Origin of the sequence: Agromyces albus (genome assembly GCF_004134825.1) — a bacterium.
In the GTDB taxonomy this organism is placed as follows: Bacteria; Actinomycetota; Actinomycetes; order Actinomycetales; family Microbacteriaceae; genus Agromyces; species Agromyces albus.
Genome location: NZ_SDPN01000001.1, coordinates 231,524 through 248,799, shown reverse-complemented (window position 1 = coordinate 248,799; position 17,276 = coordinate 231,524). Strand labels below are relative to the sequence as shown.

10 protein-coding genes are annotated in these 17,276 nt (G+C 70.1%); 5 read left to right on the top strand and 5 right to left on the bottom strand.

The window, feature by feature from the left end; translation table 11 throughout:
* Positions 1-445: 445 nt before the first annotated feature.
* Positions 446-2,230, top strand: a complete 1,785-nt coding sequence (locus ESP51_RS20820) for a hypothetical protein (RefSeq protein ID WP_206737145.1) — start codon at positions 446-448, stop codon at positions 2,228-2,230.
* 28 nt (positions 2,231-2,258) lie between these two features.
* Here the strand turns inward: ESP51_RS20820 and ESP51_RS01195 are convergent, their stop codons facing one another.
* The 3 genes from ESP51_RS01195 to pdxR form a co-directional block, all read right to left on the bottom strand.
* Complete coding sequence (locus ESP51_RS01195) at positions 2,259-2,819, bottom strand: GIY-YIG nuclease family protein (RefSeq protein WP_206737144.1); 561 nt, start codon at positions 2,817-2,819, stop codon at positions 2,259-2,261.
* A 127-nt stretch (positions 2,820-2,946) separates the two neighbouring features.
* Entirely contained in the window at positions 2,947-3,432 is a 486-nt protein-coding gene (locus tag ESP51_RS01190; RefSeq protein WP_129519042.1) for a DUF4383 domain-containing protein, read from the bottom strand.
* Positions 3,433-3,588: 156 nt separating this feature from the next.
* Positions 3,589-5,058 carry a MocR-like pyridoxine biosynthesis transcription factor PdxR gene (pdxR, locus tag ESP51_RS01185; RefSeq protein ID WP_129519041.1) on the bottom strand — a complete coding sequence of 490 codons (1,470 nt, stop codon included), beginning with the start codon at positions 5,056-5,058 and terminating at the stop codon, positions 3,589-3,591.
* An 85-nt stretch (positions 5,059-5,143) separates the two neighbouring features.
* Between pdxR and ESP51_RS01180 the strand changes: the two genes are divergently transcribed.
* The 3 genes from ESP51_RS01180 to ESP51_RS01170 all read left to right on the top strand — a co-directional run bounded on the left by ESP51_RS01180 (position 5,144) and on the right by ESP51_RS01170 (position 9,369).
* On the top strand, positions 5,144-5,836 hold the full coding sequence (locus tag ESP51_RS01180; RefSeq protein ID WP_129519040.1) for a pyridoxamine 5'-phosphate oxidase family protein: 693 nt from the start codon (positions 5,144-5,146) through the stop codon (positions 5,834-5,836).
* Between the two features lie 291 nt (positions 5,837-6,127).
* Positions 6,128-6,313, top strand: coding sequence for a hypothetical protein (locus tag ESP51_RS01175; protein WP_129519039.1), 186 nt, complete (start codon positions 6,128-6,130; stop codon positions 6,311-6,313).
* A 71-nt stretch (positions 6,314-6,384) separates the two neighbouring features.
* A complete protein-coding gene (locus ESP51_RS01170; protein WP_241842911.1) occupies positions 6,385-9,369 on the top strand; it encodes a helix-turn-helix transcriptional regulator in 2,985 nt (994 codons plus the stop codon).
* A 119-nt stretch (positions 9,370-9,488) separates the two neighbouring features.
* On the opposite strand, the gene ESP51_RS01165 is transcribed toward ESP51_RS01170, so the two are convergent.
* Positions 9,489-11,249 carry a glycoside hydrolase family 32 protein gene (locus ESP51_RS01165; RefSeq protein WP_129519037.1) on the bottom strand — a complete coding sequence of 587 codons (1,761 nt, stop codon included), beginning with the start codon at positions 11,247-11,249 and terminating at the stop codon, positions 9,489-9,491.
* 746 nt (positions 11,250-11,995) lie between these two features.
* Between ESP51_RS01165 and ESP51_RS01160 the strand changes: the two genes are divergently transcribed.
* Positions 11,996-13,582 (top strand): glycoside hydrolase family 68 protein, encoded by a 1,587-nt coding sequence (locus ESP51_RS01160; RefSeq protein WP_129519036.1) that lies wholly within the window; start codon positions 11,996-11,998, stop codon positions 13,580-13,582.
* Between the two features lie 549 nt (positions 13,583-14,131).
* Here ESP51_RS01160 and ESP51_RS01155 read toward each other — a convergent pair.
* Positions 14,132-17,077 (bottom strand): GH32 C-terminal domain-containing protein, encoded by a 2,946-nt coding sequence (locus tag ESP51_RS01155; RefSeq protein ID WP_129519035.1) that lies wholly within the window; start codon positions 17,075-17,077, stop codon positions 14,132-14,134.
* Between the last annotated feature and the right edge of the window lie 199 nt (positions 17,078-17,276).

Here is a 17,276-nt window from a genome sequence, read left to right as displayed (position 1 = left end):
CACGGGCTCGGGCGGCGGCGCGGGTTCCGCGGCAGGCGGCGGCGCCGGAGCGGCCGTCGGCTCGGGCGTGGGCGTCGCGGTGACCGTCGCCGTGATCGTCACGGGTGGCGGTGTGGGTATCGGGGCTGCGGTGCATCCGCTCAGGAGTAATGCCGAAAGGCTCGCGGATGCCGCTGCCATACCGATCTTGCGCCCCACACGGCCCCCCGCCGATGCCGAGGGCGCCCCCCGTTGCGGCGCCCGTCGCACCACTCTATCCGTCGGTCGATATCTCAGCGCGTCGGCGCTGGCGCCCGCTGGCGACATCGCCGACGGGGTTGCACCGGAGTGAGCGCCAGAACTGGGTCTGCCCCGCGCGGCAGCAGGGTGGTATTTTTGAAGTGTTCCGCCCGTGGTCGCCTCTCTATGAGGGACTTCCCGACCGCCCGCTGATGATGGGTGGTCGATGATGACGCAGTCGAAGATGTCGAATGGTGCGGGGTTCCGTACGGGTGCTGTTGCGGCTGGCCTCGTGATGATCGTCGGCCTGTTCGTGGCCGGGCCCGTGGGACCGGCGGGCGCGAGTCAGGTCGGCGCGACGGTAGCCGGGTCGGGAGCGGGCGCTTCGGGTACCGTCACCGGCTGGGGCGACAACAGCCAAGGGCAGACCACCGTCCCCGCGGGCCTGACCGACGTCACCGCGATCGCCGCGGGCCTCCACCACTCGCTGGCGCTGAAATCCGACGGCACCGTCTCCGCCTGGGGCTGGAACAGCGACGGGCAGACCACCGTCCCCCCGGGCCTTACCGACGTCACCGCGATCGCCGCGGGCCTCTACCACTCGCTGGCGCTCAAATCCGACGGCACCGTCACCGCCTGGGGCTGGAACGGCGACGGGCAGACCACCGTCCCCCCGGGCCTGACCGACGTCACCGCGATCGCCGCCGGCGGCTTCCACTCCCTGGCGCTGAAAGCCGACGGCACCGTCACCGCCTGGGGCTACAACCTCTACGGGCAGACCACCGTCCCGGAGGGGCTAACCGACGTCACCGCGATCGCCGCGGGTCTCTACCACTCGCTGGCGCTGAAAGCCGACGGCACCGTCACCGCCTGGGGCGCCAACGGCGACGGGCAGGCCACCGTCCCAGCGGGCCTGACTGGCGTCACCGCGATCGCCGCCGGCGGCGCTCACTCGCTGGCGCTGAACAACGACGGCACCGTCACCGCCTGGGGCGCCAACGCCTACGGGCAGGCCACCGTCCCGGTGGGCCTGACCGGCGTCACCGCGATCGCCGCCGGCATCCGCCACTCGCTGGCGCTGAACTCCGACGGCACCGTCACCGCCTGGGGCGACAACGCCTACGGGCAGGCCACCGTCCCGGTGGGCCTAACCGACGTCACCGCGATCGCCGCTGGCAGCTTCCACTCGCTGGCGGTCGTCGCCGACGCAACTGATCTGGCCGCGCCCACCGCGGCGCCAACGCAGTCGCCCGTCGCGAACGGCGCCGGCTGGAACACCACCGACGTCACCGTGGACTGGAACTGGTCCGACGAGGCCGGCGGCTCGGGAATCGACCCTGACAACTGCACGACGACGTCCACGAGCACCGGGGAAGGCGAGCTCACCCTGCAGGCGACCTGTCTGGACCTCGCCGGCAACACCGGCGACGCCGACTACACCGTGAAGGTCGACACGGTCGCGCCCGCGCTCGCCCCGACCCTGTCACCGAACCTCGGCGGCACCCTGGTCGCGTTCGGCGCGACCGTGACCGCGACGCCCAACGCCTCCGACGAGACATCCGGAATCGCCTCCTCCTCCTGCGGAGCGGTCGACACCTCCACCGCCGGCGCGCAGACGCTCAGCTGCACTGCCACGGATGTCGCGGGCAACCCCACCTCGGTGACCGTCGACTATGCGGTCGGGTTCAGCGTCACGAAGCTCTCGCCGACGAAGGCGAAATACAAGGCCGGCTCCACCATCCCGGTGAAGTTCACCCTCACCGGCGCCGGCGGCCAGCCGATCTCCGCCGACCTCGCCGCGCAACTGAGCTCCGATTGCGGTGCGACGGTCACGCTCGCCGATCAGGCCCCGGTCTGTGCCGTCTACGACCCGGCCAAGGCAATCTTCATCGCGACCGTGAGATCACCGAAGACCCTTGCCGCCGGATCGACCGTGCCCATCACGATCACCGTCACGCTCGACACCACCACGATCGCGACCGGAGCGACTTCGATCACCATCGCGAAGTAGACGTCATCTGGTGGGCCGCCGAGTACAGCTACCCGCGGAGCGCCGATTGCCGCAGACGCCAGCGCTCGTACTCCAGCCAGGGGTCGTCGACGCCCACACCGACCTCGGCGAGATGCGCCAGGAGCGCGTCGTGCACGGCGAACCACTCGGTGCCGGGGTAGCGGTGCGCCGCGAACTGCTCGTGTCGTCGCCGCTCGAGGGCGCGGCCGCCGCGCTCGAACGCGAGCACCACGTCGTGCGGAATGCCCGCGAGCCGGAGCCGGGGATTCGCCGAGGTGCCGATCTTGATCTGGTCGCGATACCGGATGTAGTAGACGACCTCGACCCTCGGACGCTCGAACTCGTCGTCGGGGATGTCGCCCACCCGCCACTCGCATTCGGCGCAGAGCCACCCCGACGGATACCGCACGCCGATGCGCGAGCCGCACGCCAGGCACGGACTCGGCAGCAGGTCGACGACGCCGGCGTCGCGCGCGACCCAGTCGTAGGCCACGAGCAGGTGCTCGTTGCACAGGTTCAGCGGCGCATCGGCGTCGACCGCCCCCAAGCACGGGTGCCCATCGGCGAGCACGATGCCACATCGGCTCATGCCAGCAGGCTAGCCCCGCCCGCCGACACGCACCTGTGGAAAGCGCAGTCGGAAAGAACGGTCGGAACGCACGGCGCGGGCAGGTGGCCGGCCTTCCGACCGACCACCTGGCTCGATCACGCGACCGTCATACCGCTGTGCGTCCGCGTGGCTCGCGCGCCCTGGTCGTCGCCAGGTTCCGCCCGACGAAGATGCCGAGAAGGACCATACCGACGCCGAGCGCGAGGTGCAGCCAGCCGTCTGCGGCGTTCATCGGCACGAAGTTCGCGGGGTGGTCACCGGTCACGATGAGGCCGTAGACCCAGAGCACGAGATACACCACACCGCCCCAGATCAGGAAGTTCCGCGATCCGGCCGCGCTTCGGGCGAAGGCCAGGCCGGCGACACCGAAGAGCAGGTGCACGATGTTGTGGAGAATCGACACTTGGAATACACCGAGGAGCAGGGCACCTGATTCGTGGCCTGCGAAGGTCATGGTCTCGACGCCGGTCGTGAGTCCGGGGATGAATCCCGCGATGCCGACGAGGAGGAACACGATCCCGACGACCAGTGCGGTTTTCTGCACTGCTGTCTCTGCGTAGCCGCGGTCGGCGACGCTCCTGGTTTCACTCATGGTCTGCCTCCTTCGGTTGGTCGCGATCTCGTCGCGACTGCAGTTCAACTGCACCACGACTGGCCCCATTTGCGTAGACCCTTGACATTCGCTGGGAGTTCGGTCCACGTTTTTGGCAGCTGACCTGAGCATTTTCGCCCGTCATCGCCGGCGTGCTCAGGCGAGCGCGAGCAGCGCCTCGCGAATGCGATCGAGGCCCTCGGCGAGGTGCGTGTCGCTCGGGCTCGCGTACCCGATCACGATGCCGGGCTCTTCGTCACCGGGCACCGCCGAGTAGTCGGCGAGCGGCGCAACGCCCACCCCTTCGGCGGCGAGCCGGGCGACGACGGCGACGGATACCGCGTGGCTCGCGAGCCGCACCACCGCGTGCAGCCCGCCGTCGAGCGCCGAGAGGGGTGCCCGGTCTATGCCGTCGAGGGCATGCAGCACGAGCTGCCGCCGATGCGCGTAGTCGCGCCGGGCCGTGGCGATGTGCCGGCGCACGGCGCCGCTCGCGAGCAGCGCCGCGACCGCCTCTTGTGCGACACCGGGCACCGGGCACAACTCGCTCGCCCTGATGTCGCCGATCGCCTCGCGAACGCTCGCGCTCCGCGGCAGCACGAGGTAGCCGATGCGGAGCCACGGGGTGACCACCTTCGAGAAGCTGCCCACGAGCACCACGTGCTCCCCATGATCGAGCGAGGCGAGCGCGGGCAGGGGTGCGCCGAGGTGGCGGAACTCGCTGTCGTAGTCGTCTTCGATGACGAGCGCGTCGGCGGCGCGTGCCCACTCGAGCAACTCGAGCCGCGCGGCCACGGGAAGCCGCCCGCCGATCGGGTACTGGTGACTCGGCGTGACCATCACGGCATGCAGCGGTTGCGGCATCCGTACGAGCGATTCGACGACGAGTCCGTCGGCGTCGACACCGATCGGCACCGTGCGGGCGCCGCGGTTCTCGAGCGAACGGCGGGCCAGGGGGTAACCGGGATGCTCGACGGCGATCACCGGCGTGCCGTCGACGACGATGCGGAGAGCGGACGCCACGAGTGCCGCGGCCTCGCTCGTTCCCGACGTGACGACCACGTCGTCGGCCGAGCATGCCACCCCGCGGGCCTGCCGCAGGTGGTCGGCGATCTCGGCGCGCAGGCTCGGCACCCCGAACGGCGGCGGCGACTCCGACGGGATCTCGAGCGATGCGGCGTGCCGCCATGCCGCGCGCCAGGCGCGGGTGTCGAGGCGAGCCGTCGAGGGGCGCCCGGGGATCAGGTCGAGACGCGCACGGAGGACGCCGCCGGGACTCAGCGGCACCGCGGCATCCGTCGATCCGACCGCCTCTCCGCCGGGTCTCGTGGGTGCTGTCGGCGCAGCCGGGCTCGCCGCGACGGCCGCCCGCTCGTGCTCGATCGCCGCGACGCGCGTGGCCGCTCCTTGCCGCATCTCGAGGTAGCCCTCGCCGGCGAGTTGCTCGAACGCCGCGACGACCGCGCTGCGCGAGACGCCGAGCTCCGACGCGAGCGCCCGCGTCGACGGAACCGGATCGCCGGGGCGCAGCGCACCCGTGAGGATGCCGCGTCGGAGTCCGGCGACGAGCTGCACGCCGATCGGCTGCGCGGCGTCGCGGTCGATGACGAGCAGAGGGCCGTCCATGCATACTCCTCAACTGGACTGGTCGTTGCCGCGTGAAGTGGACTGCCGAGGCGACCAGTATGCCCGCGACACTAGCAGCGTGACCATGACGAACACCAGTGCCCAGCGGCGCATCCGCCGCCTCGCCGAACGCCAGACCCACGACCGCGACACGCTGTTCGAGCTGCTCGACACCGAACTCGTCGGTCACCTCGCGGCATCCGTCGACGGCAGGCCCGTCGTCGTGCCGATGGGATTCGCGCGCGACGGCGACCACGTGCTCGTGCACGGCTCGACCGGCGGCGGGTTCGCCCTGCGCGCCGCGGCTGAGGGAGCGACGGTGGCCTTCGCCGTCACCGCGCTCGACGGGCTCGTATTCGCGCGCTCGCTCTTCGACAGCTCGATGAACTACCGCAGTGCGGTCGTCTACGGGGTGTTCGAACCGGTCGAGGGCGAGCGAGCGGATGCCGCCCTCCTGGCGCTCTCGGAAAAGCTCATGCCGGGCCGCTCCGCCGAGGTGCGCGCCATGACCCGCAAGGAGGTCGCCGCCACTCGCGTGCTGCGCCTCCCGCTCGACGACGTGGTCATGAAGGTACGAGCGGCCGGGCCGTCTGAGGCGGCCGACGACGGCGAGGACCACACGACCTGGGCCGGCGTGGTGCCGCTGCGGCGCGCCTGGGGAGCGCCCGTCCCCTCCGGGCTGACACCTCCCGGCACCCTGACGCCGAAATCGGTGGCGGCACTGGCGACACCGAATCCCGCGAACCGAAGACTCGACTGTTGGAAAGGGGGTGCGTGATGTTCGCAACCATGCTCGTCATCGGACTGATCGCCGCACTGGCGATCGCCGCTGCGTTCGTGCAGTTCCGGCGCGACGGCTACCACCGTACGCCGACGCTGCAGCGCTGAGCTGAAGAACGACCGGTCGCGCTCGATCCCACCCTCCTCAGGCCGTGGAACTCCACGGTCTGAGGTGTGCCCGCCGCCTCATGCGGAGAAATAGGGCGATCGCCCGATGAGCGGGTGGGGCCTTAGCGAGCACGCTTGAGGCATCCGGTCGGAGAGGCCGGATCGAAAACCTGGAGGAATCATGCAGTTCTCGGCTGATCTCGTCGCCCTGCAGATGCACAACGCCGACGTGCACCGCGCCGAGCGGGAGCTCGCGGTGCGGCGCAGCATCGAGGCGCGGCGCTCGGGCGACGCGACGTCGTCGCCCGAGGCAGCGCCGAGCCGCAACCGCGGCCACCATTTCGCGGTTCGCCTCGCCCTGCGGTGACGGCGCGGGTCGCCGCGCTCGACGCGGCCTCCCTCGGTGTCGGCGGTACGTGGGACGATGAATCAGTGACCATGTCAGCGCCGGCCATGATCGGCCGACACGCCGACCTCGCGAGGCTCGAAGCACGCCTCGACGAGGTGCGCGCCGGTGCGCCGTTCACCGTCATCATCGGCGGCGAGGCGGGCATCGGCAAGACCCGGCTCGTGCGCGAGTTCACGGCGGGGCTCGCGCCAGACGTCCGGCTGCTCGCCGGCCAGTGCGTCGACCTTGGCAGCGTCGCGGCGCCGTATGCGCCGGTGAAGACGGCGCTCCGCACCCTGGTGGCCGAAGAGGGCGCCTCGCGCGTGCTCGAGGCCGTCGGCCCTGGTCGCGCGGCACTCGTGGCACTCCTTCCCGAGCTCGCGGCATCCGAGTCCGGCGACGTCGGCGCCCCCGGCGCGGGCATCGCCAGCGGACAGCTGCACGAGGCGATCGCGGTGCTCCTCGAGACGTTCTCGCGCGAGCGGCCGATCGTCTTCATGATCGAAGACCTGCACTGGATCGACGCCGCGAGCCTGACCCTGCTCCGCTTCCTCATGCGCGCGCTCGGGTCGAGCCGCGTGCTGACGGTCCTGACCTACCGCAGCGAAGACGTGACGCGGGGGCATCCGGTGCGCACGTTCCTCTCTGAAGCCGAGCGCGACCGCTGGGTCGAGCGCCGCGAACTCGGCCGGCTCACTCGCGCGCAGGTGCGCAAGCTCGCGAAGTCGCTCATGGCCGACGAGGCGCCGAGCGAGAGCGTCTTCGACACGGTGTTCCGCCGCAGCGACGGCGTGCCGTTCTTCGTCGAGGAGCTCGTCGGCATCGACGGATGCCGCGACGAGGGCGAGGTGCCCGACACGCTGCGCGAACTCCTGCTCGCCCGGTACGAGCGGCTCTCCGAGTCGGCGCAGGAGCTGCTGCGCCTCGTGGCCACGGGCGGGGTGCGCATCTCGCACGCCCTCCTCGCAGCGGTGCACGACGGCACGCCCGACGAGCTCGACACGGCGGCACGCGAGAGCGTGCTCGCGGGCGTGCTCATGATCGAGGGCGACGACTACGCCTTCCGGCATGCGCTCGTGCGCGAGGCGATCCTCGCCGACCTGCTGCCAGGCGAGCGGGCGCGGTTCCACGCGCGCTATGCCGAGGCCTACGAGGCCGCCGCCGCCACAGGCACGCGGCGCCTCGCCGCCGAGATCTCCTACCACTGGCTCGGCGCGCACGACGCAGCGCGCGCCTTCCCCGCAACGATGCAGGCCATGCGCGAGGCCCGTGCCGCCGCCGCGTACGCCACCGCAGCACAGCTCGGCGAACGAGCCCTCGGCCTGTGGGACGTCGTTCCCGACCCGGTCGCGGCTGCCGGCATGGGCAAGCTCGAGCTCATGGGTCGCACCGCCTCGCATCTCCGCAACGCGGGCGAGGGCGAACGCAGCCTCGCACTCATCAAGGCCGCGCTCGCCGAGTGCCCGCGCGATGAACCGCAGTATCCGCGGCTCCTTCGCGACAAGGCGCTGTACCTCGGGAACCTCGGCAGGCCGGGCTCGATCGAGACCCTCGAGGAGGCGCTCGAGGTCCTCGGCGACTCGGGTGCGGATGAGCTTCGGGCCACGGTGCTCACAGCGCTCGCCGGTCGGCTCATGATCGACGGCCGGCTCGACGACGCCGTCGACATGGCCGACCAGGCGATCGACGTCGCGGCCGGCGCCGGCTCGCCGCGGTACACCTCGGTCGCCACGAACATCGCGGGTGTCAGCCGTGCCGCACGCGGCGAGGTCGAGCAGGGCGTTGCGCTCGTCGAGCGCGCCCGCGAGCTCGCCGAGGGCGACGGCGGGGCGCTCCTGCGCTACTGGGTGAATGCGTCCGACATGCACTACCTCATCGGCAATCACCGCGAGGCCGTGCGCCTCGCCGAAGAGGGCCTGGCGCGAGCACGTGAGCAGGGCGTCGAGCGAAGCTCGGGCGTCATCCTCGCGTCGAACGCGGTCGATCCGCTCTTCGCACTCGGTGAATGGGAGCGCGCCGAGGAGCTCATCGACCGCGCGCTCGCCCTCGACGCGCCGACGCCGTTCAACGTCTACGTGCTCCGGGCGCGCATCTGGGCGATGCTCTGGCGCGGCGACACGGCAGGCGCGACCGACCTCTACCGCAGGGTGCGCTCGTCGCTCCTCGGCGTGATGGAGGTCGAGATGCAGACTCGGCTGGGTGTCGGGCGCGTGGCCATCGAACTCGCCCTCGCCAACGACGACCTGCCCGGCGCGTGGCGCGAGGCGCGGTGCATCCTCGACGAGATCCATCCGCCGCTTCCCGGCTACGCGTTGCCCTACCTGTGGGCGGCCGCTCGCGTCATCGCCGCAGTGCGGGCCAGGCCGCGCGCCGTCACCGATGCCACCGCGTCCGAGGTCGAGGCCGCCGCTCCGGCGTTCCGAGCGCTGCTCGATCGGATGACGTTCTGGCCGAGCCACCCGATTTGGGGCGCGTTCTTCGAGGCCGAGCTCGCCGAGGCATCCGATGGTGCCGGTGCGGGCGTGCCCGGCACCGACATCGCGGCGTGGCGTTCCGCGGTCGAGGCGTCCGCGGCATCCACCGCTCCCGGCTTCCTTGCGCCCTACGCGCTCCTCCGGCAGGCCGAGGCCGAGCTCGGGGGCGCCGATCGGCCCGCCGCGCGCGCATCGCTCCAGGCATCCCTCGACATGTCCGAATCCGGGGGAGTCGGTGCCGTGCGCGATCGCGTCGTGCGGGTCGCCGCGGCGGCGGGCATCGCCCTCGACGGCGTTGGCGGCGGCGCGGGCCTCGTGGCTGCAGCCGGCGGTGTGGCCGGCTCTGCAGCATCCGACGCCGATGGGGCGGCCACGGCCGAACTCACCGCGCGCGAGCGGCAGGTGCTCGAGCTCATCGCCGAGGGCCTCAGCAACCGGCAGATCGGCGAGCGACTCTTCATCAGCGGCAAGACGGCGAGCGTGCACGTCTCGGCGATCCTCCGCAAGCTCGGCGCCGCGACCCGCACCGAAGCCGCGTACCGGGCTGGCGCGCTGAGCTGACGCCGGCCCACCTCGCGAGCCAGGACACCCCGAGTTGCCAGTTCTGGCCGCATTGATCTCGTCTCAACGGCCTCAAGTGGCAACTCGATCGGCGGAATGAGTGCGCGCGGCGCGCTGGCTCAGCCCGCGACGTCCGTGGCCCGCTCGACCTTCGCGACCGCCAGAGGCGCGAGCCGAAGGGAGCGGAGCCCGGTGACCCCGCCGACCGACTCGACCGAGAGTCCGTTCGCGCGCGGTGCACCGAAGACGAGGCTCGACAGCGCCGACTCGCCACCGTTCACGAAGACCTCCACCGAGGAGGCGTCCACGACGAGGTCGAGGGTCACGACCCCGTCTCGAATCGGCGCAGGAGCCGTGCGGGTCTCGCGGTAGATGTCGGGCATGTCGGCGGCTGCGGCATCCGCGTCGCGTGACACGAAGGCGACGCCTGCCTCGAAGTCGACGCCGACGGTGGCGAACGAGCCGTCGCCCTCCTTGATGCGGAACCGCACCTCAGAGGCGGGATCGGTCGGGTCGGGCGCGACCTCGAGGCGGAGGCGGTAGGCGTCGGAGCTCGGCTGGGGGAGCGGTGTCGCTGCGGCATCCGTCACGGCATCCGTCACGCGCAGGTTCCGGGCGGTCTGCGGCTCCCCCTCGAGCGTCTTGATCGCGTCGGCAGGAGTTGAGACGAGCGTGGGTCGCCCGTCGACGGTGCGCAGCCCGAGCTCGCGCACGATCGAGTCGGCGCCGCCATGCCAGTCCTCGGTCGGGAGGTCGCCCGCGTACGCCCAGTTGTTGAGCCATCCGATCGCGTATCGGGAGGCGAGCCGTTCGGCCTCGGGCAGACGGGGGTCGTCCCAGGTGACCGTCGCGTAGAAGTCGGCGCCTCGATCGAGCCACTTGGGTTCCTGGTCGTCGGCGACGAACGACGCGCCGTCCCACTCGCCAGTCCAATAGGCGGTACCCGTCGTCATGCCGTGCTCGCCGCCGTTGACGCCGGCCGCGAGCACCCACTTCGCGTTCGAGGGGTCGCCATCGACGGACATCTGGAACAGGTCGGGGCACTCGAGGATGCCGAGGTCGTCTCGTGCGAACGCCGACTGGTAGGTCCAGTCCTTGAGGTCAGGAGAGGTGTAGAAGCCGAGCTTGCTCCCCTCGGCGAGCACCATGAGCCACGCTCCGCTCGCGTCGTCCCAGATGATCTTCGGGTCGCGCCAGTGGGCTTCGCCGGGGTTGTCCATGACGGGGTTGCCGTCGTACGGCTCGAACCGGTAGCCGCCGTCGGTCGAGACGAAGAGCGACTGCCGCTGCACGCCCTCGAGCTGCTGGGTCATGATGGCGACGACCGCGCCGGCGCCGAAGCCAGCCGTGTTCTCGGTGTCGATCACGGCGCTGCCGGTCTCGATGTCGCCGAGTCCGTTGTCGTACTTCTCGATCGCGATGCCCTCCTCGCGCCAGTGCACGAGGTCGGTGGAGGTCGCGTGGTACCACTCCGTGCCGTTCCCCTCGGGGTAGTCGGCGTTGTAGAGGTAGTAGTAATGCCAGCGCCCATCGAGCCAGAACGGCCGCTGCGGGTCGTTCATCCAGCGCTCACCAGGTGTGAGGTGCACCGCCGGGCGGTACGGTGACCAGTCCGCAGGGCGCTGGTACTCGGGCTCCGGGCCGGCGGATGCCTCGGGCGTGGGCGCCACGGCGCCGGGAAGGCCGCCCGGCGCCAGCACGAGTGCGAGCACCACGCCGGTGACCGCCGCCACCGCGACCGTCACCCAGATGAGCGGTCTCGGCCACCGTCGAGCGCGTAAGCGCGCAGCCGCGATCCACTTGGCGAGTCTCGGCCACCGTCGCGCACGCGCACGCTCGACCGCGCCGGGCGGCGCGTCGCGTGGGTGTGTTCGGTTCATGATCCTCCGTCGTGGTTCGCGCACCGACGACACTCGGGACCCGCTTGAGCGGCGGTCCGTCGGAATCGGCGGTGCGCCTTCGCAGCTGTCTGTTGGGAGGAGCGCAAGCGCCACTCGAGGAATCGGGGCCACGCTAGCGGGACCCAAAACGTTTTGCAACTTTATCGCCGTGCTGGTGCGACATGGAAGCGCGACCATCGGCGGCACAGCACCGATCAAGGAATTTTGCATGCAAACACAACGGTTCCGTCGGTTCCACCACGAGCTTGACAACGTTGTCAGCCTGCGCATAGGTTCCTGTTGGGGAAGCGCAACGCCACGTTCTCGAGGATTCGTCCACCGCTCAGATCGGTCTACGACGGAAAGCGAAGAACGTGAACACATCACACCGTGCTTTGAGCACGCATCGTCCCGGGTCACGCCGTGCGCATGCCAGCGATCCAGTTCGCGGACTGACGACGCACCACGACTCCCGATCGGTCGGCTGACGCCGAACGGCTCGGGCATGCGGGGCAGGATGCCGTAATCGCGACCACATACGGTCGCGGCATCCTTCCACGCAATTGCCGCCGCACTCTGCGGCGATCCCATGGACGGTCCCCGCGTTCGGGAACCGATCCATCCGTTCGACGGACGCGCGTCCGTCGAATGCCGACTGCGCGGCTTCGGCCAGGGTCATCCCCACGGAACATCGCATGCCCGCACAACAGGCAGCAGTCGGTTCGTTCACCACGAAAGGCGAGTAAATGTCAACACCCACTCGGCGCTTCAAGCGCCTGATCACCGGAGGAGTGGTCACGACCGGAGTTCTGGTCGCGACCCTCTTCACCGGCACGGCGGGAGCCGTCGCGGCCCCGGATGTGCAGCCCGGCCCGGAGCCCACCGTGCACACCCAGGAGGCGTACGCACCCGAGGACGACTTCACCTCGAAGTGGACCCGCGCCGACGCCCGCCAGCTCGCGCGGCTCTCCGACCCGGCCGCGCCTTCGCGCGAGAACTCGATGCCGGCCTCGCTCACCATGCCGGAGGTGCCGAAGGACTTCCCCGACATGAGCAACGAGCAGGTCTGGGTCTGGGACACCTGGCCGCTGACCGATGAGGACGGCAACCAGTACAGCGTCAACGGCCAGGAGATCATCTTCTCCCTCGTGGCCGACCGCAGCCTCGGCTTCGACGAGCGCCACCACTACGCGAAGATCGGCTACTTCTTCCGCCCGGCCGGCGTGCCGACCGACGAGCGGCCCGAGAACGGCGGCTGGACCTATGGCGGCCTCGTCTTCGACGAGGGCGTGACCGGTCAGATCTTCGAGGACCAGTCGTTCAGCCACCAGACCCAGTGGTCGGGTTCGGCGCGCATCATGAAGGGCGGCGAGATCAAGCTCTTCTTCACGGATGTCGCGTTCTACCGTGACGCCGCCGGGGCTGACGTCAAGCCGTACGACCCGCGCATCGCGCTCAGCGTCGGCAAGGTGCACGCCACCCCGAACGGCGTGAAGCTGACAGGCTTCGACAAGGTCACCGACCTCCTGCAGGCGGACGGCACGTATTACCAGACCGGCGAGCAGAACCCGTACTTCAACTTCCGCGACCCGTTCACCTTCGAGGACCCGGCGCACCCGGGTGAGACCTACATGGTCTTCGAGGGCAACTCGGCGATGCAGCGCGAGTCCGCGACCTGCGACGCGGAGGACCTCGGCTACCGCGAGGGCGACCCGTACGCCGAGACCGTCGAAGCGGTAAACGCATCGAGCGCGACCCTCCAGATCGGCAACATCGGCCTCGCGAAAGCGAAGAACGACGAGCTCACCGAGTGGGAGTTCCTGCCGCCGATCCTGTCGGCGAACTGCGTCACCGACCAGACCGAGCGTCCGCAGTTCGTGTTCAAGGACGGCAAGGCCTACCTCTTCACGATCAGCCACCGCAGCACATTCGCGGACGGCATCGACGGGCCCGAAGGCGTCTACGCCTTCGTCGGCGACGGCATCCGCAGCGACTTCCAGCCGCTGAACAACGGATCCGGCCTGGCGCTCGGCAACCCGACCAACCTCAACTACCCCGGCGGCCAGCCGTTCGCACCGAACGTCGACCAGCACCCCGGGCACTTCCAGGCGTACTCGCACTACGTCATGCCCGGCGGACTCGTTCAGTCGTTCATCGACACGATCGGCACGAGCGACAACTTCGTGCGCGGCGGCACGCTCGCCCCGACCGTGAAGATCGACCTCGACGGTGACACCAGCGCCGTCGACTACTCGTACGGCAGCGACGGCCTCGGCGGATGGGCCGACATCCCGGCCAACATCGACGTCAATCCTGGCGGCAAGGTGCAGTAGCAACCGCGGGCACGGATGCCCCGAGACCCCGTCGGGCCTCGGGGCATCCGAGTGCGGGTGGGACGCGGCGGTCAGTATGCCGCATCCCACCCGCATGCCTGCTGTGGCGGTGTTTCGGGTTGTGCGTCGCGGGTCGGGGGCTCGTCGGGCGCGGGATGGGCGTGGTCTAGAGGACCAGCGCGGGCATGGCGCCCATGATGCCTACTGCGAGCACGCCGAGCGCGGCGAGTGCAGCGACTGCTCCGGCCGCGGCGGCGGCGGTACGCCAGTCGGTTTTCGTCGTCATTGGGGGAGTCGCCTTCGTTGGGGGAATTGGCGATGTCGAGGTGACATCGTTGTCAGCGAATGCGGCGATGTTACACGCTCTCACGGAGCGCCGTCAAGCTTTCGTCGGACGTTTAGTTCAAGAGCCTCGAGTCGCGTCATTCCGGCCACTCGGGTTGCCGCCATCGAGCAGGCCACGCTCACGATCGCTCTCTGTCGGCGTCACGTCGTTTCCACGGCGGGTGGGACGCAGCGGTCAGCAGCGCCGCATCCCACCCGCACGGCTCAACCGGCGACTCGCACGACGAGGCTGCCCCCGTCGGTGGTGCCGGCCGAGTTCTCGAGCTCGACCGTGTAGCGATGCTCGCCAGGCGCGGCATCCGTGATCGGGAATTCGACCACGCGCTGCGAGTCGGAGCTGCGATACATCCGATCGATCACGTGGCCGTCTTCGAGCAGGCGAACCACGGTCGTCGGCTCGCCCTGGCCGACCTTCACCTTGACGACGAAGTCGCCGTCGGCGTCGGGCCCGCGCTTCGGGCCGGTGAGCGCCGAGACCTGCGCGACCGGCGGCGCGGCCGTCGCGCCGTCGACACCCGCCTCTGCATACATCGCGCCGTGCATCGGCGTGACGGTGAGCGACTCGAGCGTCGCGCCATCGCCCTCGGCCCAGAGGCTGATCGCATCAGCGCCCGCGTTCGGGAACACCTGGTCGGTGATCGTCGTGCGTCCGTCGCCCGAGAACACCTCGACCGACGAGCGGTCGACGTACACGGTGAGCGCGAGGCGCCCGTCGTCGAGCGCGACCGGCGCGTCGTCGAGTGAGGCGAACGCCGGGTGGAAGCCCGTGCTCCCCGAGTCACGGCGATCGACGAAGAGGCGAGCGGATGCCGCGTCGTACCCGATCCGCGTCGCCGACTCGTCGTCGCCGAGCACGCTGAGCCCGACCGACTCGGCGTCGCCGGGTGTGATCACCGCGTCGATGCGCACGACCTCACCGTCGACGGGCAGCGTCTCGGAGCCCGACGCGATGGGGCGCGAGGCATCCGTGTACGCGAGCTCCGTCTGCTCGAGCTCGTCGAACTCGGGCACGACGTCTTGCACGAGGCGCGGACCGCGCGCTGTCGAGACGAGCGACACTTCGCGTGGCAGGGCCATCGCGCTCCGCCACGAACCCGTGGGGATGTCGTTGGCGTAGTCCCAGTTGTTCATCCAGCCGAGCATCACGCGGCGATCGTCGGGCGCGTTGCTGAACGAGACCGTCGCGTAGTAGTCGCGGCCCCAGTCGAGCCAGTCGTAGCCCTCGATGCGCGGTGCGGCCGGGACATCCGAGAACATCACCTCGTCGACGAGCACGTGACCCCAACCGAAGCGGTTGTTGTCGATGATGCGAACGGATGCCTCGCGGCCGGCGAACTCCGACACGTCCCACGACGTCCAGTCGAGGCTCTCGCTGTTCCGGCCGGTCGCGCTGCGAACGATCTCGCCGTCGACGACGAGGTTCACCGAGGTCTCCTCGGAGCGAGCCTGCGCGGGCGCTGCGCCGAGCACGAGGTGGTCGACGGTGAGGTGGCCCCAGCCGCCCGTCGCGTCGTCGTGCACCTGGAAGCTCGCGTCGCGACCGGCGAACTCCGAGACATCCCACGACTGCCAGTTGAGCTGGCCGGCCTCGGGACCCGTGGCCGTGCGGACGACCTCGCCGTCGACGAGGAGGCGCACCTCGAGGGTGCCGTTGAACCGCTTGCCGCCGCCGACGAGGAACGAGAGGTGGTCTTCACCATCGGCGATCGTGAACGCCGGCGACGTGAGGTCGCCGAGGCTGTCGTCGCCCTTCGGGCCGCCCTCCCAGGTGTTGATGCGCTTCTGGCCGAGGTAGTAGTCGCCGCCCGCCGTCGACGGGTTGCGCCACGGCTCGGTCGTGAAGTCGCCCGACGCCGCCCAGCCGGTGTCGGCCAGGGTCGTGCCGTCGGCGAACTCGAACCCGTCGAACAGCAGGCGCCCCGCGGGCGGCTCGTTGCCGAGCTGCGTGCCGTCGACGTGCGGGTGGTTGCCGCCGCCGACGAGCAGGTTCACGTGGGGCTCTTCGATCGTGAACGCCGGCGATTCCATCGTGCCCACGGGCCAGTCGTGGTCGGCGAAGCCGTTGACGAGGCCGGCGCCCACGAAGCCCGAGACGGGGTTCTGCCCTGGCAGCGTGCCCGTTGCCGGAGCGTCCGTCCAGGGGCCGTTCGCCCAGTTGCCGGGCTCGTTGGCGACGGTCCAGCCTTCGTAGTCACCGCCGTTGAAGCCCGCGAACACCTCGCCCGCCGGCAGCGTCTCGTCGGCGACGGTGCTCTCCGAGGTGAAGGTTGTGCCGTCGAACTCCCCGACGAAGTACTGGCCGCCCGAACCGCCCGCGACCGAGCCGGGGTTGAGGTTCACGACCATGACCCACTTCGTGTTCGCCGGGTCGCCATCGACTGCGAGGGGGAACAGGTCGGGGCACTCCCAGATGCCGCCCTTCGCGTTGGCCGGGCCGAAGTCGCTGAGGTGCGTCCACGTCTTCAGGTCGTCGCTGCGATACAGCACGACCTTGTACTGCAGCGCCTCGACCGCGACCATCACCCAGTACGACTCGCCGGTCGCGGCATCCGTGTACCGGATCACCTTCGGGTCGCGGAAGTTCGCCGAGTCGCGGTCGACCACGGGGTTGCCCTGGTACTTCGTCCAGGTCTGGCCGTCGTCGGTGCTGTAGGCGAGCGATTGCGCCTGCTTGCCGGCGTGCGTCGGATGCGCCGGGGTGTACGCGCTCGTGTAGATCGCGACCATCGGCGGGTCCTCGGACGTGCCGAACCCGCTCGTGTTGCCCTCGTCGACCACGACCGATCCCGAGAAGATGTCCTCGATCGCGGCGCCCTGCTCGTCGAAGGTCTGCGGGATCGCGACCGGCTGCTCCTCCCAGTGCGCGAGGTCGGTGCTCGTCGCGTGGCCCCAGCTCATGTTGCCCCAGCGGGTGCCATACGGGTTGTGCTGGAAGAACAGGTGCCAGGTGCCGTCGTCGTAGACGAGGCCGTTCGGATCGTTCATCCAGTTGCGTTCCGGTGAGAAGTGCAGGTACGGCCGGTACTGCTCCGCAGCCGGGTCTGACACCGGCTCCTCGGCCATCGCGGGCGCCGCCGCCAGTGTGCCCAGCGAGAGTGCCGCAACGGCGATCGCCGCGGCGGCGTTCCGCCAACGTGTTTTGCTCGTCATCGTGTTGTTTCGCCCTCCATCGCGCGAGTTCGATGTCATGTTGACATCGTTGTCAATCCGTTCGGCGTGACGCTACGCACTGTCCGGCGGACAATGCAAGAGGGTCGTCGAAGGTCGGATGTTTCGTCCGTCCGTGGCCATTGCAAGGGTCACGGATGCCGCGCGCCGAGGCACTTCGTCACGCGCCGCACTTCGACAT